Genomic DNA, 23,547 nt, shown 5'->3' with positions numbered 1-23,547 from the left:
AAGCCCACTAAGCCCTGACTCATAGCTTATCTTCTGAGATTGCCGAGGGAGTCATTGATGATAGACAAGCCTTGCTCTGCTTCTTGGGCGGTAATCACGCAAGGCGGCACAACGTGAATTCGATTGGCAACGACAAAGGGCAGTAATCCACTCTCCACCATGGCAGCTTTGAGCTGCCCCACTGCCTTAGCGTTTAGTGGCTGCCTGCTTTCGCGGTCCTCTACCAGTTCAATTGCCTGGAAAACGCCCATCCCACGTACTTCGCCTACGATATCGTGACGTTCGGCAATTTGTTTTAAACCAGGTGCCAAGACATTAGCGCCAATATGTGCTGCGTTGTCGACGATGCTTTCTTCTTCCATCGCATCAAGCGTTGCACATATGGCTGCCATCGCCAGTGGATGGCCGGAATAGGTTAGCCCGCCGAAGAAAAAGTTTTCCTCAAAATGACGCGAGGTCTTTTCAGAGACGATGACACCGCCAGCCGGGACATAACCCGAATTTACGCCTTTAGCGAATGTAATCAGGTCGGGCACCACGTCAAAGTGATCCAATGCCAGCCATTTTCCGGTGCGGCCAAATCCTGCCATGACTTCATCGAAGACAAGTACGATGCCGAATTCATCAGCAAGGGCTCTTACGCCATCCAGGTAGCCCTTGGGCGGAACCAGAATACCTGCGGTGCCCGGGATCGTTTCCAGCAGGATGGCAGCTATGGAACCGGCACCTTCAGACTCAATGGTCCGGCGTAAGTGCTGTAGGGCGCGCGCTCCCTCTTCCTCTTCACTCTGTGCCCAGAAATCACTGCGATAGAGGAAGGGGTTAAAGAAATGAACGTGACCACGGGCATACTCGTTGGGTACGCGGCGGAAGTCGCCCGTCGCTGCAATGGCTGAGCCCGTACCGCCATGATACGAGCGGTAAGCCGACAGCACCTTTGTCCGGCCAGTAACGGCACGCGCCATGCGAATAGCGTTCTCATTCGCATCTGCACCGCCGTTGGTGAAGAAGACCTTATCGAAGCCTGCCGGTGCGCGAGCAAGTATCTTTTCAGCAGCCAGGCCGCGAGCGTAGTTGGCATGCGAAGGGGCCACCGTAGCCAACTCGTCTAGCTGTGCCTTGATGCCAGCAATTACTTTCGGGTGCTGGTGGCCAATATTGGTGTTGATCAGTTGGCTTGAAAAGTCGAGATATTCCCGCCCTTCATAATCCCACAGCCGACAGCCACTGCCGCTCTTGATAACTAGTGGGTCCAGCGAGCCCTGTGCAGACCAAGAGTGAAATACGCCTTTCCGGTCTAGCTGCTTGATATGCTGATTACTAAGCGTTTCTTTAGAAAAAATTGTCATTTCCGCCACCTCATGTTTCTAGCGCAGTGTGCATTGGTTAGCTGTTCAGGACGGCTGTGAGTCCAGCATGCCATCAGCGAAAGGGTGAACAGTTTTGCTATAGATGGTCAGTGTATGGTGGCCTCTGGGTGGCAATAAATTGGTTTATGCTTTTCTTGGCGTAACCGTTTGCTTAACTTACTGACTGATAAAAAAAGGTTCATCGCACTTTGCCGGGAACGCGGCCCGGATCTTCAGGAAGAAGTACGCCGTGTCGCGGTACCCATAGGCCATTCGTTTGATGACCTTGATCCGGTTGTTCATGCCCTCAAGTACACTGGTGTTCAGCCGATGTCGAGCGCTGGAGACGATCCCTTCCAGGTAAGGCTCCAGCTTCCTGGCGAAGTGCACCAGGGCATCAATACCACTGCTGCGTGCCATGCCGGCCCACTCCTGCCAGGCACCGCGCGCGGCAGCCTCGTCGTCGGCAAACCAGAGCATCTTGAGCTGGTCCTTGAGCAGATACGCGGTGCTCAATGACGCATTGGCTGCCAACAGTTCTTCCAGCTTGACCGCCTGTTCGGGCTTAAGGTTGTCGGCGTTGCGCAGCAACAGCCAGCGGCTGCCCTTGATCACCTTGCGGGCCACCTTGTCGTCGCGTAGCTGATTGGCCTGGTTAACACGTACTCGGTCCACCACCTCACGCCCATATTTAGCCACGACATGGAAGCGGTCATAGACCACTGCCGCGTTGGGGCTCTGGGCCTTCACCTCGAGATCGAAGGCCGAGTTCATGTCCATGGCGACGGCTTCGATCTGCTTTCGGGCTGCGCCTAACCATTCGAAGAACGGACGGATCGACTCCCGCGAGCGGCCCTCGCCGACCCACACGACCTGTTGGGTATCGGCACAAGCGATCACCGTGGCATAGCGATGCCCCTTGTGCAGGGCAAACTCGTCCATCATCAGCCGACGCAGCCGAGTGGCGTCCGGAACGGGAAGAGTGCGCTGCAGGCGCTGCTTATCGATGGTCTTCACGGTATGCCAGTGCAGACCGACGAGGTCAGCTACGTGGCGGATAGGCAGCAAGTCCACCAAGCGCTCTACCCACTGGTGTAGCGTGTCGGTCACGCCAGGCCGGCCCGGCAGCCAATCGATCCGCTCACGTGTCGGCCCGCAGATAGGGCAGCGCAGGCGTCGAACGGGCACCTCCAACTCGATCCGATAGATCAGCAGCGGGGCCTCTCGGACGCGTTGGCGATGCATGTCATGCACCAGGAAGCAGGCCTGATCACAGCCACTGCACACCGGGATCACACCGGGATCACGCCGGGATCCGGCTCGAGGCGGACGAATAGGGTCTGGGGATTGAGGAACGCATGATAAGTTGGCGTGAAGCCTTTCCAGAACAGACGGAGCGGGTTAGCATCCATACAACGGCGGTATCCGTGAGCAGACGTTTATGGTGAACATCAGCTTATTCGGATTTACCGCCGTTTCTCTATCTGCTTATCCCTCAGATCTGCGTGCTTCACGCTGATCTGCGAAGAACCTTTTTTCAGAGGTTTCGGTGCATCAGCGTGACGCGCTCGCCACGATAGGTCAGAGACTCGGAGGGCACCCAACCCAGCCGCGCGTAGAGCGCCATCTGGTCCGGTGTGTAGAGATGAAGTCGTCGAAAACCTGCTTCCCGGGCCTCCGCTTCCACCGTCGCCACCAGTGCCGAGGCGATACCGCGGCCGCGCCAGGCCGGCAGGACGAAAACGGAGGCGAGCCAAGGCCCCATGGCGGGCCGAAGGCTCATGTCGCTGACCGTCAGGCTCGCGGTAGCCATCGGCTTGCCGTCGCTCATGGCCACGAATACTGAAGGCACACCTTTGGCACCGCAGTCGCTGCGGGTTTCGTCCCGCCATTCCTCGAACGTCGTGTGCGGGTGGAGTCCGCCCCAGGCGTCGAAGGTCCAGCGCGACACCGTTTCGATGCCGAGCGTGTCATCGCGATTCAGCCGCGCGATCTTCCAAGCCATTGTGGTCCCCCGCCCTGTGATGACGAACCTGAGCCGGACGACGGCGAAAAGCAGCCCGATGGTTCCACTGCAAGGCCTGACGTCGGCTCAGGCCTTCTTGACGAATTCGGATTTCAGCTTCATGGCCCCGACACCATCGACCTTGCAGTCGATATCGTGATCACCATCGACCAGGCGGATGTTCTTGACCTTGGTCCCTACCTTGACGACCTGCGACGACCCCTTGATCTTCAGGTCCTTGATCACGGTGACGCTGTCACCATCGGCCAGCGGCGTGCCATGGGCGTCGGTCACGACGCTTGCGTGTCCTTCGTCGACCGCCGCTTCTGCTTCGGACCACTCATGGCCGCATTCGGGGCAGACGACAAGCTGGCTGTCGGCGTAGGTATATTCGGACCCGCATTGCGGGCAAGGCGGTAATTGGCTCACGCGTAGACTCCTGGCGTTCGGAAAGCCGCGAAGTCTACGCCGCCCGCCTCGAACTGCCCAGTCAAACCGGGCGTTCGAGGCTCAAGAGCCGGTCAGCGGTGGAGGGGATCATCTCGACGACGCTGCCGACCACGATCAGGCACGGCGACGGCATCGGATTGGCGGCAAGCGTTCGCGGCATGTCCGCCAACGTGCCTACCAGCGTCTGCTGCTGCGGTAGCGAGGCGTTGGCGATCAGCATGATGGGCCAGTCGGACGGCAGCCCGGCGCCGATCAGCCCTTCGCAGATGGTCTCGACACGACTCAACCCCATGTAGAACACCAAGGTCTCGTCACGCCGGGCCAGCGAGTGCCAGTCGAGGGAGACATCGTCCCGGCATGCCTGCGCGGTAATGAAGCGAACCTGCTGGGCGTGAGCGCGGTCGGTCAGCGGCAGCCCCATGGCAGCAACGGCGCCGGACGCGGCGGTAATCCCGGGCACGATATCGGGGGTGATGCCGGCCTCGGCCAGCGCTGCCAGCTCCTCGCCCATGCGCCCGAAGATTCCGGGATCGCCACCTTTCAGACGCACCACCCGCTTTCCTTCGGCGGCGAGCCGCACCAATAGCGTGCCGATCTCCGCCTGGGGCACGCTGTGGTTGCCACGCGCCTTGCCGACGTAGTAGCGCTCGCAGCCCCGGGGCAGCAAGGCTAGAATGTCGGGGCCGACGAGCCGGTCATAGACCACGGCGTGTGCGGCCTCGATTCGTCGCAGGGCTCGCACGGTCAGCAGATCCGCCGCGCCGGGTCCGGCGCCGACCAGCGAGACCCGGCCGGTGTCGCCAGCCGGGCCGACGACGTTTCTCGTCGGTCTCGTGGTCACGATTCGGTTTCGAGCCGTCTGATAGAGCCGAGCCATCCAGCCGGCCGTCTCCAGCCTCTTCTCGCGCGTATTGCCTTGCGTTGCATCATAGGCTGGCATCGGCCATCTCCTCTTGGATCTCTTCTTCGAGCAGGGCTTTCAGCTCGGGTTGGCAGGAACCGCATTGAGTACCGCAGGCGAGACGGGCACCCAGCGCCTCGAGGCTGGTATCGCCGGCACGGATGGCGGCAATGATCGAGTGCTGTCCGACCTGATGACAGCTGCAGACGATCGGGCCGTCGCTGCGCGCGCCACTGGCACAGCCGGCCAGGATGCGACGCCGCGTCTCTCGATCGAGCACCTGGTCGCCTTCGCTGGCGAAGCAGTCGTCCAGCCAGCGCAACGACGGCAGCCCTTCCGGTGGCCCGACCATCAACCACCAGCGCAGCCGACCGTTATCGATACCGCTGGCGCGCAACCGTCCGCGCGCTTCGTCGTGACTCCACTGCGAGACCGCCCCGGGAAGATGGGACTCGGCCCACGCCAGCCAGTCGCGTCCCGCGGCATCCGGTTGACCGCCAAGCTGCCAGCGCAGGGCGTGGTCGAGAGGAATCCGCGCCCAGTAGGCGTAGTCTTCGCGCCCACTCTCTATGGCGGGCGCGATAGTGGGCGCGATCTCGGCCGCGATGTCGGCGGCGACGATCAATGTCGCTTCCCAGGAGATCGGCAGCGGACGAAGGCTGACTGCAGCCTGCTTCGATTCAGGCTGCCCGGAGATCGGATCGACGACCGCCGCCACCAGGCCGTTGACCTTGGCCTGGCCGCTGAAGGCGTCGTTCCAGTGCATCGGCGCGAACAGCTCTCCCGGCCGCTGGGACTTGGCGATTCTGGCCCGGCCGCGATAGAGACCATCGGCCCCCGCCAGCTCGACCAGCTGCTGGTCGACGACGCCGAGGCGTTCGGCATCCAGCGGGTGAATGTCGACGAAGGGCTCGCCGCGATGATTCATCAGGCGGGAGGCACGCGCCGTCCGCGTCATGGTATGCCATTGATCCCGAACCCGACCGGTGTTCAGGCGCAGCGGCCTCTCCCCGGTCAGCTTCTGGCGTACCGCCTGCGGACGAACCGGCAACAGCCGAGCACGGCCATCGGGCGTCGCGAAGCGGCCGTTCTCGAATAGCCGTGGCGTGCCCGCGGGGGCCGCGGCGGTCACCGGCCATTGAACCGGTGCCAGGCCGTCGTAGCCGGCACGATCCAGCCCCGCCAGCCCCGAAATGTCGAACGGCCGCCAAATGGCGCCGTCGCTTTCGCTACCCTCGCCTTCGACCGCGTTCTCGAAACCGGAGAGCCGGGCATGTTCGTCGAAGATCTCGAAGGGATCGACATAGGGAAATGCCTCGGCAAAGCCGAGACGTGCGGCGACCTGGGTCATGATCCACCAGTCGTGACGCGCCTCGCCAGGCGGCGGCAGCAACCCGCGCTGGCGGGAAATGCAGCGCTCGGAATTGGTGACGGTGCCATCCTTTTCCGACCAGCCAGTGGCCGGCAGCACGATGTCCGCGACCTCCAGGATCTCGGCATTCGCCATACAGTCGGAAACGATCACCAGCGGACACGCCGCCAGGATGCGCTTGATGCGATTGGCCTCGGGCAGGCTGACCACCGGGTTCGTCGCCATGATCCAGACCGCCCGGATCTCCCCTCGCTCGATGGCGTCGAACAGCTCGGTGGCCTTGAAACCCGGCGCACCGGGCAAGGTCGGCGTCAGCGTCTCGGTGCGCCAGAACCGGGTGACCCGATCGATGGCTCCCGGCGTGTGGTAGTCCATGTGCGCCGCGAGCTGGTTGGCCAGACCTCCGACCTCGCGCCCGCCCATGGCATTGGGCTGGCCGGTGATCGAAAACGGCCCTGCGCCCGGCAGCCCGATCTTGCCGCCCGCCAGGTGGCAGTTGATGATCGCCTGGCACTTGTCGGTGCCGCTGCTCGACTGGTTGATGCCCTGGGAATAGAGCGTCACCACGTGCAGTTGCGTGGCGAACCAGTAGAAGAAGGTCTCCAGCCGCTCGGCGTCGACATCGCAGTCGCGAGCGACCGCCTCGATGCCGACATCGTCTTCGCAGGCAGCCTGCATCGTCTCTTCGAAGCCTCGGGTATGGCGTTCGAGATAGATCCGGTCGACCCGGCCAGCGGCGTGCATCCAGGCCAGCAGTCCGTTGAACAGCCGGGCATCGCTGCCGGGCGCAATACCGAGATAGAGGTCGGCGATTTCACAGCTGTCCGTCACCCGGGGGTCGATCACCACGATGCGCATCAGCGGGTTGCGCTGCTTGGCGGCCTTCAGCCGCTGATAGATCACCGGATGATTCCAGGCCAGGTTGGAGCCGACCAGCACGACCAGTTCCGCGCACTCCAGATCCTCATAACAGCAAGGCACTGCGTCGGCGCCGAAAGATCGCTTGTAGGCGGCCACCGCCGAGGCCATGCACAGCCGCGAATTGGTATCGACATGAGGCGTCCCCAGGAAGCCCTTGAACAGCTTGTTGGCGACGTAATAATCCTCGGTCAGCAGCTGTCCGGAGAGATAGGCTGCCACCGACTCCCGGCCATGCTCGCGCTGCGTGGATGCCAGCCGCGACGCGACGCACTGCAGCGCCTCTTCCCAGCCCACCGCTTCGCCATCGACGACGGGATGCGACAGGCGCCCCCGCTCGCCCATCGTCTCGTGCAACGCACTGCCCTTGACGCAGAGACGCCCCTGGTTGGCCGGGTGCGCGGGGTCCCCGGCGACATCGGTCAGCGTACCGTTCTCGACCGCCGCGACAACGCCACAACCGACGCCGCAATACGGGCAGGTAGTGGTGCCCTTGTAAGGCGGGCAGGTAGTGGTGCCCTTGTAAGGCGGGCAGGTCGTGGTGCCCTTGTAAGGCGGGCAGGTCGTGGTGCCCTTGTAAGACGGGCAGGTCGTGGTGCTCTCGGAAGAGAGGCTGGTGGCGGTGCGCTCGAAAGAGGAGCCGGTGTCGCCGAACGATTCGCGGGGCGTCGTCCGCCGAGGCTGTGGATCGGTCGTGCTGTACGGATTGGGCATGAACGCCTCCCTGAAACGCAAAGAGGCCTGACTTCACGCTGAACGTGAGGTCAGGCCTCTTTGCCTGCTGCCGCGTGATCCTGCCGGTATCCGCGGTGCGTTGTGGTCATTGCCGTTGTTGCGTGCCGGAGCGCTGCTCGTTGCCGGCGTTGGCAACTGGCACGCCTGGGTAAAGGATCAGAGCAATAAGCAGGCCACCGGCCGCTTTTTCCTTTTTCGACAACCTTCTGCCGCCACACCCACCCCGCGCCTCGCAGTCGAGAGACCCGATCTCGGGTCGTTCATGCCAACCTTTGGTGCGAAAGCGCGCAACGTTGCACCGGTGTTGCGCAAGCCAGCGCCCATCCACCCTCTTCCTGCCCGCTTTCGATAGCGCTCGTTGCTACCAAGCCACTGAATCGATTTGAAGATCGGTGAACTGGCATGGCCTTCGCTTGAGTTCCACCATCGGCGACCAATGGCGGTCGCGATCGCCAGGCTGGCGCTGCATCGAGGCAGCGTCGCGCCAGATAGCCATGGCACGCCCCGGTAGGCTGACGATGCCGCTTCATTCGTCGGCTCTCGGGCGTCGCATCGATATTCAGGCACATCGATATTCAGGCAAAGGCGCCTGATGCCGCGGAGTTCAATACTCCGTGTCATCAGGCGCCTTTTTGCGTTGCGCCGCCGTTTTTCCAGGCATCTCTTCCGAACTCGGAAAACGTCTGCGCTTGAAAACGTCGCTTGACGGGGGATCAACATGAGCAGCACCGCCCTTTCTCTATCCAAAGCACCAGCCAATGCTCCATCCAAAGCACCAGCCGATGCGCCATCCAAAGCACCACCCGATGCCGGAGAACATCTGGTGATCATCGGCAATGGCATGGCCGGACACCGGCTGCTGCAGGCGCTACAGGACCGTCCGACCCGGCCGATTCACATCACCACGATCGGCGAGGAGGCTTCACCGGCCTACAACCGGATCCTGCTGTCGCCGTGGCTGGCCGGCGAGATCGAACGCGACTCCCTCGATACCCGGCTGAGCGACGAGATGTCCGCCAGCGTCGAGTGGCGGCTGGGCGAGCGCGTGGTGACGATCGACCGTACCCATCGACGTGTCCATACCGACATCGGCGACCCGGTTCACTACGACCGTCTCGTCATTGCCACCGGTTCACGCCCCACGCTGCCGGCTATTCCCGGCATCGAGCTGGGTAACGTCGGCGGCTTTCGCAATCTCGACGATGTCGACTGGCTGATCGCCCGATCATCGGGCAGCCGGGCGGTGGTCGTCGGCGGCGGGCTGCTGGGGCTGGAAGCGGCGGAGGGCCTGCGCAAGCGTGGCCTGGCGGTCACGCTTTTGCAGCGCGGCGATCGACTGATGAACCGCCAGCTCGATGTCACCGCCGCCACCTGGTTGCGTGACACGCTCGAACGGCGCGGGCTGACGATAGAGACCCATGCGAGCCTGTCCGGCTGTGACGCCGACGCCCAGGGCAACGTCCAGGCCGTGCGACTGACCGACGGCCGCCGACTGGCCGCCGACTGCGTGGTGGTGGCCGCCGGCATCACGCCCAACGCCGAGCTCGGCCGCCTGGCCCGTCTCGATGTCGGCGCCGGCATCTGCGTCGATGCCACCTTGACTACCCGCGATCCCCGGATTCATGCCATCGGTGAATGCTGCGAATTCGACGGCACCACAGTGGGCCTGGTCGAGCCGATCTGGCAGCAGGTCGAGACCTTGGCGGATCTCCTCGGCGGCCAGACGCCGCAACCCTACAGCGACAGCGCCTGCGCCACGCGGCTGAAAGTCGCCGGCATCTCTCTCTACGCGTTCGGCCCCGTCGAGGCGGAACCCGACGACGACATCCTGACCTACGCCGACCCGGAAGGCGGCGATTATCGCCGCCTGCTGCTTCGCAACGACCGACTGATCGGCGCCGTGCTCTACGGCGATACCGGCGATGGTCCGGCGCTGTTTCAGCTGTCCCGAGCCGGTGCGGATCTCGGCCACCATCGCGATCTGCTGCTGTTCGGCGCGAGCGATGTCGCGCAACGCCTGACCGAAGACACTCAACACTCACTGGAGGAAGCGGCATGACCTTCGAAGCCGACACCCCGACCCCGCCCCGCAAGCCTCGCCTGATCGTGATCGGCAATGGCATGGTCGGCCACTACTGTCTGGAGCAGCTGGTCGAACGCCAGGCGCATCAGCACTACGCCATCACCGTCTTCGGCGAGGAACGCCACCGCGCCTACGATCGCGTGCATCTATCAGACTACTTCACCGGCAGCGATGCCGATGCCCTGGCCCTGGGCGAAGCGGACTTCTGCGCCAGACATGGCATCGACCTTCGCCTGGGAGAAGCCGTCAGCGCCATCGACCGTGAATCCCGCCTCGTCGTCACCGAACGTGGCGGCCACGCTTTCGACCAGTTGATCCTGGCGACCGGCTCCTGCCCCTTCGTGCCGCCGATTCCGGGTAACGACCGCCCCAACTGTTTCGTCTACCGTACTCTGGACGATCTCGATGCGATCCGCGCCGCGGCCGAAACGGCTTCCAGTGGCGTGGTCGTCGGTGGCGGCCTGCTGGGGCTGGAGGCCGCCAATGCCCTGCGCGGCCTGAATCTCGACACCGCCGTGGTGGAGTTCGCGCCGCGCCTGATGCCGATGCAGGTCGACACCGAAGGCGGCGATCTGCTGCGCGAAAAGATCGAGCAGTTGGGGGTTCAGGTACTGACGGGCCGGGCCACTCAGCGTATCGAGGACGGCCAGGACCACCAGCACCGCATGGTTTTCCAGGATGAGAAAGTGTGGGAAACCGACCTGATCGTGTTCTCCGCCGGCATCCGCCCCCAGGATCGGCTGGCCCGGGATTGCGGGCTGGAGATCGGCGAGCGCGGCGGCGTGGTGGTGGACGACAACTGCCGCACCAGCGATCCGAACATTCTGGCCATCGGCGAAGTGGCGCTATGGCAGGACAGCATCTTCGGCCTGGTGGGCCCCGGCTACCAGATGGCCAAGGCCGCCGTCGACACCCTGGTCGAGGGCGAACTCACCTTCCAGGGCGCCGACATGAGCACCAAGCTGAAGCTGCTCGGCGTCGATGTCGGCTCGATCGGCGATGCGCATGGCGACCGCACCCCCGGGGCTCGCATGTACCGCTATCTGGATCAGATCAAGCAGGAATACCGCAAGCTGGTGGTCTCCAGCGATGGCAAGAAGCTGGTCGGTGCCATGCTGGTAGGCGACAACAGCTACTACGATACCCTGTTGCAGTACTACAGCAACGGCCTGGAACTGCCCAAGGATCCGGCCGCGCTGATCCTCCCCAGCACCGAAGGCGCGCCGACGCTGGGTGCCGATGCCCTGCCCGAGACAGCGACCATCTGCTCGTGTCACAACGTCTCCAAAGGGGCGGTCTGTCAGGCGGTCGAGGCCGGCTGCACGGATCTCGGCACGCTCAAGGCCGACACCAAGGCCAGCACCGGTTGCGGCGGTTGTACGGCACTACTCAAGCAAGTGTTCGAACACGAGCTGGAAAGCCGTGGCGTCGAAGTCGACCGCAGCCTGTGCGAGCACTTCGCCTACACCCGCCAGGAGCTCTACGGCCTCATCCGGGTCGAAGGCATTCAAAGCTTCGAGGCGCTCCACGCGCGTCACGGTAAAGGCCGGATGGGCTGCGACATCTGCAAGCCGGCCGTCGCCTCGATCCTCGCCTCGTGCTGGAACGCGCCGATCACGAACCCATCGCTGGTGCCGCTGCAGGACACCAACGACACCTTCATGGCCAACATGCAGAAGAACGGCACCTATTCGGTGGTTCCGCGCATTCCCGGTGGCGAGATCACCCCGGACAAGCTGATCGCCATCGGCGCGGTAGCCAAGAAGTACGATCTCTACACCAAGATTACCGGCGGCCAGCGTATCGATCTGTTCGGCGCCCAGTTGCATGAATTGCCGGACATCTGGAGCGAGCTGATCGCCGCCGGCTTCGAGACCGGCCACGCCTACGGCAAATCCACCCGCACGGTGAAATCCTGCGTCGGCAACACCTGGTGCCGCTACGGCGTCCAGGACAGCGTCGCCATGGCACTGACCATCGAGAATCGCTACAAGGGGCTGCGTTCGCCGCACAAGCTGAAGTTCGCCGTCTCCGGTTGCACGCGGGAATGTGCCGAAGCCCAGAGCAAGGACGTCGGCGTGATCGCCACCGAGCACGGCTGGAATCTCTACGTCTGCGGCAATGGCGGCATGCGCCCGCGCCATGCGGAGCTGTTCGCCACCGATCTCGACGACACCGAGCTGCTGCGCATCATCGACCGGCTGCTGATGTTCTATATCCGCACCGCCGATCGACTTCAGCGCACCTCGGTATGGCGCGAGAACCTGGAAGGCGGACTCGACTATCTCAAGGCGGTGATTCTCGAGGATAGCCTGGGGCTGGGTGACGAGCTCGAAGCCCAGATGCAGCACGTGGTCGATCAGTACGAGTGCGAATGGGCCGGGGCGCTGAAGGATCCGGAAAAGCTCAAGCGCTTCCGCACTTTCGTCAACGACAAGCGCAGCGATCCCGACATCATCGCCGTCAGCGAGCGCGACCAGCCGAGACCTGCGCGCCCCGAAGAGATTGCCGCACTGGCGGTGGAGGTAACGTCATGAGCGAACTCATCCTGGAAAACGAGGCAGCACGGTCTGCCTCTTCTTCACGCCCCGTTCGCCTGTGCAGCCGGGCGGACCTGGTTGCCGGCTCCGGCATCGTCGCCTGGCATGAAGGGCATCAGATAGCGCTTTTCTATTTACCTTGTCGGCCCGGAGCCGCTGACGGGGCCGATGAGCCCGAGATTTACGCCCTGGACAACCGCGACCCGTTTTCCGGTGCCAACGTGATCGGCCGGGGCATCGTCGGCGATCTCAAGGGCGAGCTGGTGGTCGCCTCGCCTATCTACAAACAGCATTTTCGGCTGACGGATGGCCAGTGTCTCGAGGATGCCACGCGGCGCTTGCGTACCTGGTCCGTCGGGTGGGACGGCGATAACGTGGTGCTTCACATCCCCGTCGGGGCGGATTCGTGATGACGTAACTGGAAAACGATGCGCGAAATCAGGACAAAAAAAGCCCGCGCAAGAGGGGGGATGCGCGGGCGAGGCGGGGTGTTACTAGGAGACGCGACTCGAACGACTGCTAATCGAAGTATCTACATTCGATGGAAATTATATTAGCACCCTTATATTTCCCTGGCAATGCAATATCGTCATCGCGCTCATCGTTTCGCTTTATCGTCCTCTCGGTCACGATCCTCGTGCTCGCGCGTCTGGCGTTCGGCCAACTCCCGACGATGATCGCGCAGCTCCTGGCGCAGCGATTCGATCTCGACCTGAAGCTCGCTCACCTGCTCGATCATGTGGCGCATCATGCGCCGGTTCGCCTTGTGCTGGCGGGATTCCGACTCTTCCTGATCTTCGACGAAAAGCGAGCTCACGTAAGCCGCGAAACTACCGAACAGCCCGACCCCGCAGACCATCAGCAACACGGCGACGATGCGCCCCAGCGTCGTGATCGGATAGTAATCCCCGTAGCCGACCGTGGTAACGGTCACGATCGCCCACCACAACGCTTCTTCCGCCGTATTGATAGGGCTGTCCGGATTGGGCGTTTCCACCATCAATACCGTCATCGCTCCGAAGACCACCAGCAGCACGGTCGCCGTCGCCGCCGACGCCAATACGCCTTCGGCCCGGTTACGAAACAGCAGTTGCCAGATCAACTCCAGCGACCGCAGCGCCCGGAGCACACGAATGACCTGAACGACACGGGCCAGACGCGCAGCCTGAAACCAGCCGGCAGGAATGCTTGCCAGCAGATCCAGCCACCCCCAGCGCATATAGCGCCATTTATTGGGTGCGCGGTAGAACCGCTGGCAGAAATCGATGAAGAAGAAAAAGCAGACGATGTAGTCCAGATAATCGAATAACTGGAGGATATCGGCAGGCAGATCGAGAAAAAGCTCGGCCAGCATGGCTCCCAGCACGTAGAACGAGAGCGCCAGGATAAAAAACTGAAAAGGGGTGACATGTTCCTTCATGGCAAGTCCCGTTCACCTGTGCGCCCCGATCCCGTCAGCCCTCTGGCCGCGACAGGATGAACGGCATTATCCGCAAATGGGCCGATGTGACGCGAATCGCCCGCTCAACGTCCGCCGAGTATCACGCGCCCCCGACGCATCAGCTCACACGAGTCGCGTGCGATCAGGCCGAACAGGGGTTGGCCAGTTTCAGCTGGGTGAAATTGGTCACGAACGTATCCATCTTTTCCGCGTCGTAGTCCTGGAGACCACTGATCACCAGTTTCTTGGAGCCGATGCCCACGTCACGGCCACGGCAGCTCATGCGGAATTCAAGATGAGCCTCTCCGCGCTTGCCCTTGACGTCCAGATTGGCGCCGGCGAAATCCAGATCCAGATCACACGGGTCGTGATCCTCGAGCGTGAATCCCATGCTGTCGTAGATCACCAGCGGGCGCTGGGGATTGAACATGACACCCTTCTCTTCGAGCAGAGGCTTGAGATAATGCGGAAAGTTGCGGCCCGAGAAGGCCACGTAGCGACGGGTGAAAGTCTCGACGGTGCCCGGGTCATGAATCGTCCAGCCGCTGCGCTTGACGCTCAGATACTGTTTACCGCTCTGGTCGACGACGCTGACGGTGCCGGTCTCTTCCTCTTCGACGAAGCTCAACGAGACGCTGTCCCCCACCATGCCGCAGAAGTGGAACGTCATGTGCTGAGACAGCCCGTAACGGGACAGCACCAGCGCGAACAGCAGGTCGCCGGGCACGCAGAAACGCCGCGCGCAAGGGTCATGGATCGGGTTGTAATCTCCCGCGATCTGACGCGCAAACTGACTGGCCTGCTCTGCGGTGATACAGATGCGGTCCGCGTCGGTAGAATGGAACTCGTCGAGAAACATAAGTGGTCGACCCACGTATCGAATGACTTGGCGTTGGGGATTCCAGGCGCCGCACTTTTACCACATGTTAGGGCAAATCGCAGCGCACCATTAACATTTAGAGACAAACGATAGCGTAGTTTACCCAAATGAATGTTCCAACCACAGCCTCTGAAGACATCGAGACTCGACCGTGCCCCTGCGGAAACGGCCTGTCCTACCGCCACTGCTGCGGGATCTACCATCGCGGGGAAGCGCCCGCGCCAACGGCGGAAGCGCTCATGCGCTCACGCTACACCGCCTTTGCGCTGGGCGGGCTCGGCGACTATCTCATCAGGACCTGGGACACCGACGCCATCGATCCGGCTCTGACGGCAGAGCAGCTGGACCGCCAGGAGCAGCAATGGCTGGGGCTCGAGATTCTCGATGCCCATGAAAACGGCGCCAGGGCAACGGTCGAGTTCAAGGCACACTGCCGCCCGTTCGGTGCAGGGCCAGCGGCAACGCCGCAGGTGCTTCACGAGCGTTCGCGCTTTCGCCGACGTCAGGGCGTCTGGCGGTATGTCGACGGCATCATCGATCCGCCTACCGCTGCCACCGCCTCGCGTAACGCGCCCTGCCCCTGCGGAAGCGGCAAGAAAGCCAAGCGCTGCTGCCTGCGCTGAACCGATCGCAGGCACGCCGAATCGAGTCACCCTGTGGAATATGCCCCTTCGTCCCGCTACGCTTTTATCGAATCGACGCGCCGGATACTCATCGACACACTAAGCTCGATCTCTGTTGCAGCGTCGAAACGCTTCGATTTCCGGACATGAAAAGCAGGTGCATGAATATTTCTGATAGCGCCACGAATCTTCTCTCCCGCTTCCAGACCGAACTCGGCCAATGGCTCCATATTCCGGGCTGGATCGTGCTGCCCGCGCTGATACTGCTGATCGCGGTCATCGTCGACATCGCCCTGCACTTCGTTCTCAACCGGATGGAGCGACGCCTGCGCAACTCGCCGCGGCGCTGGGACGACCCTATCCTTCATGGACTGCGTCTTCCCCTACGCTGGTGGGTCTGGGTCACCGCGCTGATGGTCGGCCTCGGCGTGATCGGCAACCATTTCGAGATCGAGCGGCTGAACATCGTGCTGTCCCGGGTCGGGGCATTGATTACGCTGCTCCTGGTCGCCTGGGGCGGCATCCGACTTTTCCGACGGCTGGAGCAGCGCCTGGTCTTTCCGCCGGGCAACTGCCATGCCAAGCCGGTGGATCCCACCTCGGCATCGGCCCTGACCAAGATCGTCGGTGCCATCCTGATCGTCACGCTGATATTGATCGGGCTGCAGATCCTGGGCGTGTCGATGTCGAGCATTCTGGCCATGGGTGGCTTCGGTGGGCTGGTGATCGGCTTCGCCGCGCGGGATGTCATCGCCAATTTCTTCGGTGGCATGGTGGTCCATCTGGACAAGCCGTTCGTGGTCGGCGACTGGATCCGCTCGCCCGAGCGCCAGATCGAGGGCATCGTCGAGGATATCGGCTGGCGCCTCACCACCGTCCGAACCTTCGCCGGGCCACCGCTCTACGTGCCCAACGCCTGGTTCAGCCAGATCTCCGTGGAGACCCCGACCCGAATGGTCAGCCGTCGCCTGTGGGAAACCATCAGCCTCCGCTACCAGGACATCGGCGCCATCGAGAATGTCGCCCGGGATATTCGCAACCTGCTGCTGGAGCACGAGGAAATCAATCAGGACGAGCTGATCACGGTCAACTTCTCCACCTACGGCCAGTACTCGCTGGATATCATTGTCTACGCCTTCACCCACGAGACGGATTGGCAGCGTTTCCACGAGATCAAGCAGGACATTCTGTTGAAGATCCGCGACATCATCGACTCCCACGGCGCGGAGCTGGCCATTCCGGCATCCCGGGTCTATTTCCCCGAGGGCATTCGCCATCAGGAGCCCGAGCGCGACCACCCCGATGACGAGGAACGAGACGCCACGTCACGCAGCGACCGTGACACCGCCTCGTCGCGGACCGAGCGCCGTTCGCCCGATGACCAACGCCGCCATTCGAATCCGGGCCCCCGTCAAACAGAAGACCCGCAGGACGACGACAGCGACGCCTGAATCGGCCGCCCGCGCTCAGCGCCCGTGGCGAATGCTCAGCTGGCACCAGCTATCGCTCAGCCAGCGTCCGGCCGACGCGATCTCGGCTTCGGTGGCGCCAGCGTAGCCCAGCACCAGACCTGGCCGGCCGGGCGGCTGCAGGAAATAGCGCGATAGCGGCGACAGCAGAATCCCGGCCTCCCGCCCCCGCGAGACCAGCTCGGTCTCGAGCTCGAAGCTATCCAGCTCGGCAACCAGGTGCATCCCCGCCTGCCCCGCCGAGAGCACCAGCCCGCGCGCGACCGCCGGGGCCAGCGCTCGTCGCAGCTGCGCCTGACGCTGGCGATAGAGCCCACGCATTTTCGCGACGTGGCGCACGAAATGCCCTTCGGCAATGAACGCTGCCACCGCGGCCTGCGCCACGTACTGCCCTTCCCGGTGAAGCCGAGCATTGGCTCGCTTGAAGGCATCGACCAGCGCTTCCGGCAGCACCAGATAGCCGAGCCGCAATCCCGGGTAGAGTACCTTGCTGAAAGTGCCGACGTAGATGACCGGGGCATCGTCGACGAGCCCCTGCAGCGACGCGATCGGCGCACTGGCATAGCGAAACTCGCTGTCGTAATCGTCCTCGACGATCCAGGCCCCATGACGCCGAGCCGCTTCCAGCAGCGCCATCCGGCGCGGCAAGGTCATCGTCACGCCGCTGGGATATTGATGTGAGGGCGTGACATAGATCAGCCGCGGCGGTGGCGTCTCCCGTGGCACGCGCTCCACGTTCGCCCCATCCTCGTCGACGGCCAGCGGCACGGTATCCAGACCGGCCGCCACGAAGCAGGACTGAGCCCCGCCGTAGCCAGGCTCTTCCACCCACACGGCCTCAGCAGCATCGGCCAGCAACCGGGCGACCAGCTCGAAGCCCTGCTGGGCGCCCTGGGTGATCAGGATCTGCCCGGGCCGGCAACGCACCGATCGCGATAACTGCAGATAGTCGCACAGCGCTTCTCGCAATGCCGGGACACCGCCCTGATGCTGGTAGTCGTGCCATTCGAGCGGCGCCCGCTGGCGATGTCGGCGCAACAACCGCTGCCAGCGTTCACGAGGGAACCGGTCCAGTGCGGGCACGCCCGGCGCGAAGGCCGTGTAGCGATCGCTCAGCACACCGCTGAAATCGAGAATGCGCCGGCCCCGAGCGGAAAGCGACGGCGCCGCAATACCGGATGCCGATACCGTCGCCGTCAGGACTTCCGGTCGCCACTCGGCGACGAAGACTCCCGCGCCTCGGCGAGTCTCCACGAATCCTTCGGCGGCGAGCCGGTCGATGGCGCCCAGCACGGTATTGCGACCCAGCCCGAGTTCGCATGCCAGCTGGCGAGAGGAAGGTAGCGCCGTGCCGGCACCAAGCTTGCCCTCCTGAATCCAGTCTCTTAGCGACTGATAGAGTCGCTGGGTCAAGGTCGCCGCGGATGGCAACGCGAGTTGCATGGTCAGCGCTTCGACGATCCACAGCCGGTGGTCCTGAGATGGCGGCACTGGTTCCCTCACTATTGCATCAACTGGCCCTTATCGAGGAACCAGCATGAGGCCAAACTGGCCTCACGTCACGCTCGTCACCCCGTTCGCTCGCCAGGGAGCCCGCCATGCCTAACATTCGTGCCGCCATCCCCGAGGATATCGACAGTCTCGTTGCACTGATCGATGGCTATCGCCAGTTCTATCGGCAACCCAGCGACCCGGAAGGCGCTCGGCATTTCCTGGCCCAACGCTTCGAACGGGACGACTCGCATCTGCTGATCGCGCTGGATGAGAGCGGCGCGGCGATCGGCTTCGTGCAGCTGTTTCCCGTGCCCTCCACCACCTCGCTCGGGACACGCTGGATCCTCAACGATCTCTTCGTCGTACCCGAAGCTCGTCGCAACGGCATCGGCAGCGCGCTATTGCAAGCTGCCCGGGCACTGGCAGTCGAGCACGGCGTGCCACAGCTGATGTTGCGCACCCAGACCGACAACGTGACCGCCCAGTCTCGCTACCAGGCGCTCGGCTGGCAGCGCGACGAGGCGTTTTATACCTACCTATTGAGCGTGTGATGCCATGACTCCGTTCATCAACGAATATGGCCAGCCCGTCGGCCCGGATATCGACGGCTGGCAGCCGCCGCTGGCACCTCGAGCCGAAACCCTGGAGGGCCGTTTCTGCCGCCTCGAACCGCTGGATGCCTCGGCTCACTCGCCCGCGCTCTGGCGAGCCTGGCAGTCGTCAGACCCCGATATCGCCGGCGATCGTGACGGCAAGGCACGCTGGACCTATCTTGGCGGACGCGGATTCGACGACGAAGCCGGCTGTCGACGCTGGCTCGCGACGATGACCGCGAGCGATGATCCGCACTGCTACGCCATCATCGATCCGGCGGACGATCGGGCCGTCGGCATGGCGACTTATCTACGCATCGTGCCGGTCGACGGCAGCATCGAGATCGGCCACCTGAATTTCTCGCCGCGCATGGCGCGCACGCCGATCTCCAGCGAGGCGCTGATGCTGCTGATTAGCCACGCCTTCGAACTCGGTTACCGCCGGGTGGAGTGGAAGTGCGATGCGTTGAACGCGCCATCGCGGCGCGCCGCAGAGCGCCTGGGCTTTCGCTTCGAAGGGATATTTCGTCAGCATCGCGTGGTCAACGGCCGCAACCGCGACACCGCCTGGTTCTCGATCATCGACGCTGAATGGCCAGCGATCCGCGAGTGCCATCGTCGCTGGCTGACACCGAACAACTTCGATGCCGACGGCCGCCAGCACCAATCGCTTTCGAAGATGACCGCCGAACTGACAAAGCCGGAGTGTTGATCATGTACCAGCCAAACCAGTTCCGTCTCGATGATCCGGACGCCTTGAAGCAGGCCATCGATCAGGCACCGTTTGCCACGCTGGTCACGCAGAGCGAGAAAGGTGAGTTTACCGCCGACCATCTGCCGCTGCTGTTCGAGGCTGCCGACGGCGGGCCATCGCCGGGTACGCTGCGCGGGCATATCGCGCGCGCCAACCCGTTGGCTCCGGGCCGCTTGGATTGCCAGACCCTGGATTGTCAGGCCCTGGCGATCTTCCACGGCCCGCAGGCGTATATCACGCCGAGCTGGTATCCCGCCAAGCGCGAACACGGCAAGGTCGTGCCGACCTGGAACTATCAGGTGGTGCATGCCCACGGCCGGCTGCGCCTGATCGACGACGCGGACTGGCTGAAAAAGCTCGTCACGGAACTGACCAACCGTTTCGAGCGAGACCGGGAAACACCTTGGGCGGTCAATGACGCACCAGCGGATTTCATCGACAAGATGTGCCGTGCCATCATCGGCGTCGAACTGACCATCGAGCGCCTGGAAGGCAAGCGCAAGGCCAGCCAGCACAAGCCGATGGAAGAGCGCGAGGCGATTCTGCGAGGACTGCGCGACGAGTCCGGTTACGATGACGCAGACTCGCTCTGCTTGAGCGGAATCGACTAGAGGAGGAACAGCCATGTCCGAATATTCCGCCTGCGTCCACTGGCAGCGACACCCCGACGAAACCTTCACCGACAACCGTTACAGCCGCGGCCATGAGTGGTGCTTCGATGGGGGTGTCAACGTACCGGCATCGTCATCGCCCCACGTGGTTCCGCTGCCCTACTCCATCGAGTCCCATGTCGATCCCGAGGAGGCATTCGTCGCCTCGCTGGCCAGCTGTCACATGCTGGTGTTCCTGAGTATCGCCGCCAAACGACGCTTTGCCGTGGACCGTTACGAAGACCAGGCCGTCGGCATAATGGAAAAGAATCCTGAAGGAAGACTCTCAATTACGCGAGTGACGCTGCGGCCGGCCGTGACGTTTTCTGGCGAGCGTCGGCCGACACGCGAGCAGCTCGAAACGATGCACCACCAGGCCCATCGCGACTGCTTCATCGCCAATTCGGTCAAGACCGATGTCGTGACCGAGATCGTCGACCCCTGAGATACCTGAAATGACCCAACTCATCACCTATAACGAAGCACGCAATCATCTCTCCTGGTCCGATGCAGTCGAGGCCCTGAAACAGGGTCACCGCGCCGCCCGGCCGGAAATCGGCGATACCTTCCTGGGGCCGGCCGACAGGACGCTGCTCAACCGTTCGAGTTTCATCCCCGGCCTTGGCTACGGCGCCAAGGCAGTCACCGTCTTCGACGGCAACGCCGCCCGCGGGCTGGATACCGTACAGGGCGCGATGCTCTACTTCTCGCCCGACGACGGCCAGTTGAAAGCGATCATCGAGAGCCGGCTCGTCACCGAAATCAAGACCGCCAGCGATTCGTTGCTGGGCGCGCTCCTGCTGGCACGGCCGGACAGTCGTCATCTGCTGGTCTGCGGTGCTGGAACGGTCGCGGCGAGCCTGATCGATGCCTACACCACCCTCTTCCCCGATCTGGCGCGTATCAGCATCTGGAACCGCACCCACGACAAAGCCGTGGCGCTGGCCGAGACCTGTGCCAAGCGCGGCCTGAACGTCACCGCCGTGACCGATCTGGAAGCGACCGCCCGCTCGGCGGACATCATCTCCAGCGCCACCATGGCACGCGCGCCGCTGATTCTGGGAGAGTGGATACAGCCCGGCACCCATGTCGACCTCATCGGCGCCTACAAGGCGGACATGCGCGAGGCGGATGACGAATTGCTGCAAACCAGCCGGCTGTTCGTCGATAGCCGGGAGACCACAATTCATCACATCGGCGAGCTGAAGATCCCCATTGCCGAAGGTGCCATTGCCGAAAGCGACGTGATCGCGGATTTCTACGATCTTCTGGCTGGCGGCTCTCGCGATGGCGGTTCTCTTGATGACGGCTCTCTCGGAAAACAACCGGGCCGAACCAGCGACAGCGATATCACGGTGTTCAAGAATGGCGGCGGCGCCCATCTCGATCTGATGATCGCACGCTATATCGCCGAGACCGTTCAGTAACGCAAGACGACACTCGGCGCCGTTCGCGCTGCGGCAGTCGGTCACTGGACGCTCGCGCTCAGCGGCGTAAAATGCGCGACGTTCATCGGGGCATCGGCAGCCCCTTACCTCACCCGGTCCGCCCTTTGCGAGAGCGACAACCAGGAGTCCTGCATGTCAATCAGCGATCAACCGATCGTCGTCGCGGCGTTGTACCAGTTCGTCACGCTCGATGATTTCGAAGCCCTGCGCGAGCCGCTGCTCGACGAAATGAAGCGTCTCGACGTCAAGGGCACTCTGCTGCTCGCTTTCGAGGGCATCAACGGCACCGTTTCCGGCACGCGCGCAAGCATCGATGCCCTGCTCGGGTGGCTCAAGCGCGATACCCGCTTCGCCGCACTCGAGCACAAGGAGTCCTACTGCGAGGAACATCCGTTCTATCGCACCAAGGTCAAGCTCAAGCGCGAGATCGTCACCATGGGCGTGCCGGATATCGATCCCAACCGGCGCGTCGGCACCTACGTCGAGCCGGAGCAGTGGAACGCGTTGATCGACGACCCGGAAGTGCTGGTGATCGACACCCGCAACGACTACGAAGTGGCGATCGGCAGTTTCGAGGGCGCCATCGATCCCAGGACCAAGTCGTTTCGCGAGTTCCCCGATTACGTCAAGCAGCACTACGATCCCGCCCGGCACAAGAAGGTGGCGATGTTCTGTACCGGCGGGATTCGCTGCGAGAAGGCCTCGAGCTTCATGCTCAACGAAGGGTTCGAGGAGGTCTTCCACCTCAAGGGCGGCATCCTGAGCTATCTGGAAAAGGTTCCCGAGGCCGAAACCCGCTGGCGCGGTGACTGCTTCGTGTTCGACAACCGGGTCACCGTTCGTCATGACTTGAGCGAGGGCGCCTACGAGCAGTGCCACGCCTGCCGCATGCCGATCTCGGTCGAAGACCAGGCGTCGGAGCAGTATTCGCCGGGCATCAGTTGCCCCCACTGCTGGGATTCGCTACCGGAGAAGACCCGCGCCAGCGCCCGCGAGCGCCAGAAACAGATCGAACTGGCCCGAGCCCGCAACGAGCCGCATCCGATCGGCCGCAACCCGCGCGAGACCACCACGGAGCATTGATCGGCTCCGCCAACGAAAACGGCCTCTCGGATCGATCGAGAGGCCGTTTTCGTTTATCGATGGGCTTTCGTCGCAGGCCTTCCATCGACGCCTGCTCTTCTATCGGTGTCTGCTGCATCGCGGGCTCATTGCACGCTACGCAGCAGTTCCTCTCTTTCCGCTTCCGGCAGCAGCCCGGAGGCCGTCAGCTTGGTGAAGAACCGCTTCATGCGGCGATCGATCTTCTGACGCGCAAACCACGGCCAGATATTGGCCAGCGGCATGAAATCGGGGTTGGAAACGCCATCGATCAGCCACAACCGCTGAGTGCCGTCTGCCAGACGCTGACAGACGATATTACGGTCATTGATGTCGGACGGCACGATCCAGTTGTCGCGCAGGTAAAGATAAAGCCGCTGCAGCTCGTCGGAGAAGGCCTGGGTCTCGAGCCAGGCCGTCTCGTCTCGCTGACGGTATTGCCGAATGGTGGAAGAGACCTGGCCATCGGCATCGCTGATCAAGTCGAAGACCAGACCCTCGCCCTGGTCCGTCGCCACCGTCCCGTAGTACGCCGGCACATGGCGCCAATCGACCATGCCGCGGCGCAACAGGTTCTCGAAGTAGACCTTCTCGCGCTCGTTCTGCTGGCTACCGCGCTCGGGAAAGCGCGGCACCTTGATACAGCATCCGGGGCGTTCCGGATGCCGGAAGATGGCCCGATCGTTGCCGTGGGCAATTTCGTTGGCAGAAACAAGTCGATACATTGCGGGCCACTCCGAG

General features: G+C 62.9%; 20 protein-coding genes and 1 pseudogene. 11 read left to right on the top strand and 10 right to left on the bottom strand.

Annotated features, from left to right (window positions below):
- Positions 1 to 26 precede the first annotated feature (26 nt).
- From CCD76_RS04960 to CCD76_RS04935, 6 genes and pseudogenes are all read right to left on the bottom strand, one after another.
- Positions 27 to 1,349 carry an aspartate aminotransferase family protein gene (locus tag CCD76_RS04960; protein WP_087718425.1) on the bottom strand — a complete coding sequence of 441 codons (1,323 nt, stop codon included), beginning with the start codon at positions 1,347 to 1,349 and terminating at the stop codon, positions 27 to 29.
- A gap of 177 nt (positions 1,350 to 1,526) precedes the next feature.
- Positions 1,527 to 2,761, bottom strand: a pseudogene (locus CCD76_RS04955) (ISL3 family transposase).
- A gap of 125 nt (positions 2,762 to 2,886) precedes the next feature.
- Positions 2,887 to 3,354 (bottom strand): GNAT family N-acetyltransferase, encoded by a 468-nt coding sequence (locus tag CCD76_RS04950; RefSeq protein ID WP_087718424.1) that lies wholly within the window; start codon positions 3,352 to 3,354, stop codon positions 2,887 to 2,889.
- An 87-nt stretch (positions 3,355 to 3,441) separates the two neighbouring features.
- Complete coding sequence (locus CCD76_RS04945) at positions 3,442 to 3,783, bottom strand: zinc ribbon domain-containing protein YjdM (protein ID WP_087718423.1); 342 nt, start codon at positions 3,781 to 3,783, stop codon at positions 3,442 to 3,444.
- 61 nt (positions 3,784 to 3,844) lie between these two features.
- Positions 3,845 to 4,744 (bottom strand): uroporphyrinogen-III C-methyltransferase, encoded by a 900-nt coding sequence (gene cobA / locus CCD76_RS04940; RefSeq protein ID WP_256961114.1) that lies wholly within the window; start codon positions 4,742 to 4,744, stop codon positions 3,845 to 3,847.
- Positions 4,731 to 7,709: a molybdopterin-dependent oxidoreductase gene (locus CCD76_RS04935; protein ID WP_087718422.1), complete on the bottom strand. Its 2,979-nt coding sequence runs from the start codon at positions 7,707 to 7,709 to the stop codon at positions 4,731 to 4,733. Before CCD76_RS04935 ends, cobA begins: the two co-directional genes overlap by 14 nt.
- A 739-nt stretch (positions 7,710 to 8,448) precedes the next feature.
- Here CCD76_RS04935 and CCD76_RS04930 point away from each other — a divergent pair.
- The 3 genes from CCD76_RS04930 to nirD are packed head-to-tail and all read left to right on the top strand — an operon-like array spanning position 8,449 to position 12,763.
- Entirely contained in the window at positions 8,449 to 9,789 is a 1,341-nt protein-coding gene (locus CCD76_RS04930; protein WP_087718421.1) for an NAD(P)/FAD-dependent oxidoreductase, read from the top strand.
- On the top strand, positions 9,786 to 12,350 hold the full coding sequence (nirB, locus tag CCD76_RS04925) for a nitrite reductase large subunit NirB (RefSeq protein WP_087718420.1): 2,565 nt from the start codon (positions 9,786 to 9,788) through the stop codon (positions 12,348 to 12,350). Before CCD76_RS04930 ends, nirB begins: the two co-directional genes overlap by 4 nt.
- On the top strand, positions 12,347 to 12,763 hold the full coding sequence (gene nirD / locus CCD76_RS04920) for a nitrite reductase small subunit NirD (protein ID WP_087718419.1): 417 nt from the start codon (positions 12,347 to 12,349) through the stop codon (positions 12,761 to 12,763). The genes nirB and nirD overlap by 4 nt, the downstream gene beginning before the upstream one ends.
- A 188-nt stretch (positions 12,764 to 12,951) precedes the next feature.
- On the opposite strand, the gene CCD76_RS04915 is transcribed toward nirD, so the two are convergent.
- Together CCD76_RS04915 and CCD76_RS04910 are read right to left on the bottom strand one after the other, a co-directional pair.
- On the bottom strand, positions 12,952 to 13,773 hold the full coding sequence (locus CCD76_RS04915) for an ion transporter (protein WP_087718418.1): 822 nt from the start codon (positions 13,771 to 13,773) through the stop codon (positions 12,952 to 12,954).
- A 163-nt stretch (positions 13,774 to 13,936) separates the two neighbouring features.
- Entirely contained in the window at positions 13,937 to 14,653 is a 717-nt protein-coding gene (locus tag CCD76_RS04910) for a DUF3581 family protein (protein WP_087718417.1), read from the bottom strand.
- A gap of 128 nt (positions 14,654 to 14,781) precedes the next feature.
- Here CCD76_RS04910 and CCD76_RS04905 point away from each other — a divergent pair, with 128 nt between their 5' ends.
- Positions 14,782 to 15,297 carry a YchJ family protein gene (locus CCD76_RS04905; RefSeq protein WP_087718416.1) on the top strand — a complete coding sequence of 172 codons (516 nt, stop codon included), beginning with the start codon at positions 14,782 to 14,784 and terminating at the stop codon, positions 15,295 to 15,297.
- A 161-nt stretch (positions 15,298 to 15,458) separates the two neighbouring features.
- A complete protein-coding gene (locus CCD76_RS04900) occupies positions 15,459 to 16,748 on the top strand; it encodes a mechanosensitive ion channel family protein (RefSeq protein WP_179208848.1) in 1,290 nt (429 codons plus the stop codon).
- Positions 16,749 to 16,763: 15 nt separating this feature from the next.
- On the opposite strand, the gene pdxR is transcribed toward CCD76_RS04900, so the two are convergent.
- The gene (pdxR, locus tag CCD76_RS04895; RefSeq protein WP_087718510.1) at positions 16,764 to 18,209 is read right to left on the bottom strand and encodes a MocR-like pyridoxine biosynthesis transcription factor PdxR; all 1,446 of its coding nucleotides are present in this window, start codon (positions 18,207 to 18,209) and stop codon (positions 16,764 to 16,766) included.
- A 155-nt stretch (positions 18,210 to 18,364) separates the two neighbouring features.
- Between pdxR and CCD76_RS04890 the strand changes: the two genes are divergently transcribed.
- The 6 genes from CCD76_RS04890 (at position 18,365) to trhO (ending at position 22,788) form a co-directional block, all read left to right on the top strand.
- Positions 18,365 to 18,811, top strand: a complete 447-nt coding sequence (locus CCD76_RS04890) for a GNAT family N-acetyltransferase (RefSeq protein WP_087718414.1) — start codon at positions 18,365 to 18,367, stop codon at positions 18,809 to 18,811.
- Positions 18,812 to 18,815: 4 nt separating this feature from the next.
- Positions 18,816 to 19,565: a GNAT family N-acetyltransferase gene (locus CCD76_RS04885; protein ID WP_087718413.1), complete on the top strand. Its 750-nt coding sequence runs from the start codon at positions 18,816 to 18,818 to the stop codon at positions 19,563 to 19,565.
- A 2-nt stretch (positions 19,566 to 19,567) separates the two neighbouring features.
- Positions 19,568 to 20,218: an FMN-binding negative transcriptional regulator gene (locus CCD76_RS04880; RefSeq protein WP_087718412.1), complete on the top strand. Its 651-nt coding sequence runs from the start codon at positions 19,568 to 19,570 to the stop codon at positions 20,216 to 20,218.
- 13 nt (positions 20,219 to 20,231) lie between these two features.
- Positions 20,232 to 20,702 (top strand): OsmC family protein, encoded by a 471-nt coding sequence (locus CCD76_RS04875; RefSeq protein WP_087718411.1) that lies wholly within the window; start codon positions 20,232 to 20,234, stop codon positions 20,700 to 20,702.
- 10 nt (positions 20,703 to 20,712) lie between these two features.
- Positions 20,713 to 21,684, top strand: a complete 972-nt coding sequence (locus CCD76_RS04870; RefSeq protein ID WP_087718410.1) for an ornithine cyclodeaminase family protein — start codon at positions 20,713 to 20,715, stop codon at positions 21,682 to 21,684.
- A 153-nt stretch (positions 21,685 to 21,837) separates the two neighbouring features.
- Positions 21,838 to 22,788: an oxygen-dependent tRNA uridine(34) hydroxylase TrhO gene (gene trhO, locus CCD76_RS04865; protein WP_218776959.1), complete on the top strand. Its 951-nt coding sequence runs from the start codon at positions 21,838 to 21,840 to the stop codon at positions 22,786 to 22,788.
- A gap of 125 nt (positions 22,789 to 22,913) precedes the next feature.
- Here trhO and CCD76_RS04860 read toward each other — a convergent pair whose 3' ends face one another.
- A complete protein-coding gene (locus tag CCD76_RS04860; RefSeq protein WP_071229814.1) occupies positions 22,914 to 23,531 on the bottom strand; it encodes a YrbL family protein in 618 nt (205 codons plus the stop codon).
- Between the last annotated feature and the right edge of the window lie 16 nt (positions 23,532 to 23,547).

It is taken from the genome of Salinicola salarius, assembly GCF_002179555.1.
GTDB lineage: Bacteria > Pseudomonadota > Gammaproteobacteria > Pseudomonadales > Halomonadaceae > Salinicola > Salinicola salarius_A.
The sequence above is the reverse complement of the archived record's forward strand: the minus strand, read 5'-3'. Positions and strand labels throughout refer to the sequence as shown.

Excerpts from the sequence above, each read along its gene's own strand:
- CCD76_RS04960 (WP_087718425.1), bottom strand. The coding sequence starts at position 1,349 with ATGACAATTTTTTCTAAAGAAACGCTTAGTAATCAGCATATCAAGCAG.
- CCD76_RS04950 (WP_087718424.1), bottom strand. The coding sequence starts at position 3,354 with ATGGCTTGGAAGATCGCGCGGCTGAATCGCGATGACACGCTCGGCATC.
- cobA (WP_256961114.1), bottom strand. The coding sequence starts at position 4,744 with ATGCCAGCCTATGATGCAACGCAAGGCAATACGCGCGAGAAGAGGCTG.
- CCD76_RS04935 (WP_087718422.1), bottom strand. The coding sequence starts at position 7,709 with ATGCCCAATCCGTACAGCACGACCGATCCACAGCCTCGGCGGACGACG.
- CCD76_RS04930 (WP_087718421.1), top strand. The coding sequence starts at position 8,449 with ATGAGCAGCACCGCCCTTTCTCTATCCAAAGCACCAGCCAATGCTCCA.
- nirB (WP_087718420.1), top strand. The coding sequence starts at position 9,786 with ATGACCTTCGAAGCCGACACCCCGACCCCGCCCCGCAAGCCTCGCCTG.
- nirD (WP_087718419.1), top strand. The coding sequence starts at position 12,347 with ATGAGCGAACTCATCCTGGAAAACGAGGCAGCACGGTCTGCCTCTTCT.
- CCD76_RS04915 (WP_087718418.1), bottom strand. The coding sequence starts at position 13,773 with ATGAAGGAACATGTCACCCCTTTTCAGTTTTTTATCCTGGCGCTCTCG.
- CCD76_RS04910 (WP_087718417.1), bottom strand. The coding sequence starts at position 14,653 with ATGTTTCTCGACGAGTTCCATTCTACCGACGCGGACCGCATCTGTATC.
- CCD76_RS04905 (WP_087718416.1), top strand. The coding sequence starts at position 14,782 with ATGAATGTTCCAACCACAGCCTCTGAAGACATCGAGACTCGACCGTGC.
- CCD76_RS04900 (WP_179208848.1), top strand. The coding sequence starts at position 15,459 with ATGAATATTTCTGATAGCGCCACGAATCTTCTCTCCCGCTTCCAGACC.
- pdxR (WP_087718510.1), bottom strand. The coding sequence starts at position 18,209 with ATGCAACTCGCGTTGCCATCCGCGGCGACCTTGACCCAGCGACTCTAT.
- CCD76_RS04890 (WP_087718414.1), top strand. The coding sequence starts at position 18,365 with ATGCCTAACATTCGTGCCGCCATCCCCGAGGATATCGACAGTCTCGTT.
- CCD76_RS04885 (WP_087718413.1), top strand. The coding sequence starts at position 18,816 with ATGACTCCGTTCATCAACGAATATGGCCAGCCCGTCGGCCCGGATATC.
- CCD76_RS04880 (WP_087718412.1), top strand. The coding sequence starts at position 19,568 with ATGTACCAGCCAAACCAGTTCCGTCTCGATGATCCGGACGCCTTGAAG.
- CCD76_RS04875 (WP_087718411.1), top strand. The coding sequence starts at position 20,232 with ATGTCCGAATATTCCGCCTGCGTCCACTGGCAGCGACACCCCGACGAA.
- CCD76_RS04870 (WP_087718410.1), top strand. The coding sequence starts at position 20,713 with ATGACCCAACTCATCACCTATAACGAAGCACGCAATCATCTCTCCTGG.
- trhO (WP_218776959.1), top strand. The coding sequence starts at position 21,838 with ATGTCAATCAGCGATCAACCGATCGTCGTCGCGGCGTTGTACCAGTTC.
- CCD76_RS04860 (WP_071229814.1), bottom strand. The coding sequence starts at position 23,531 with ATGTATCGACTTGTTTCTGCCAACGAAATTGCCCACGGCAACGATCGG.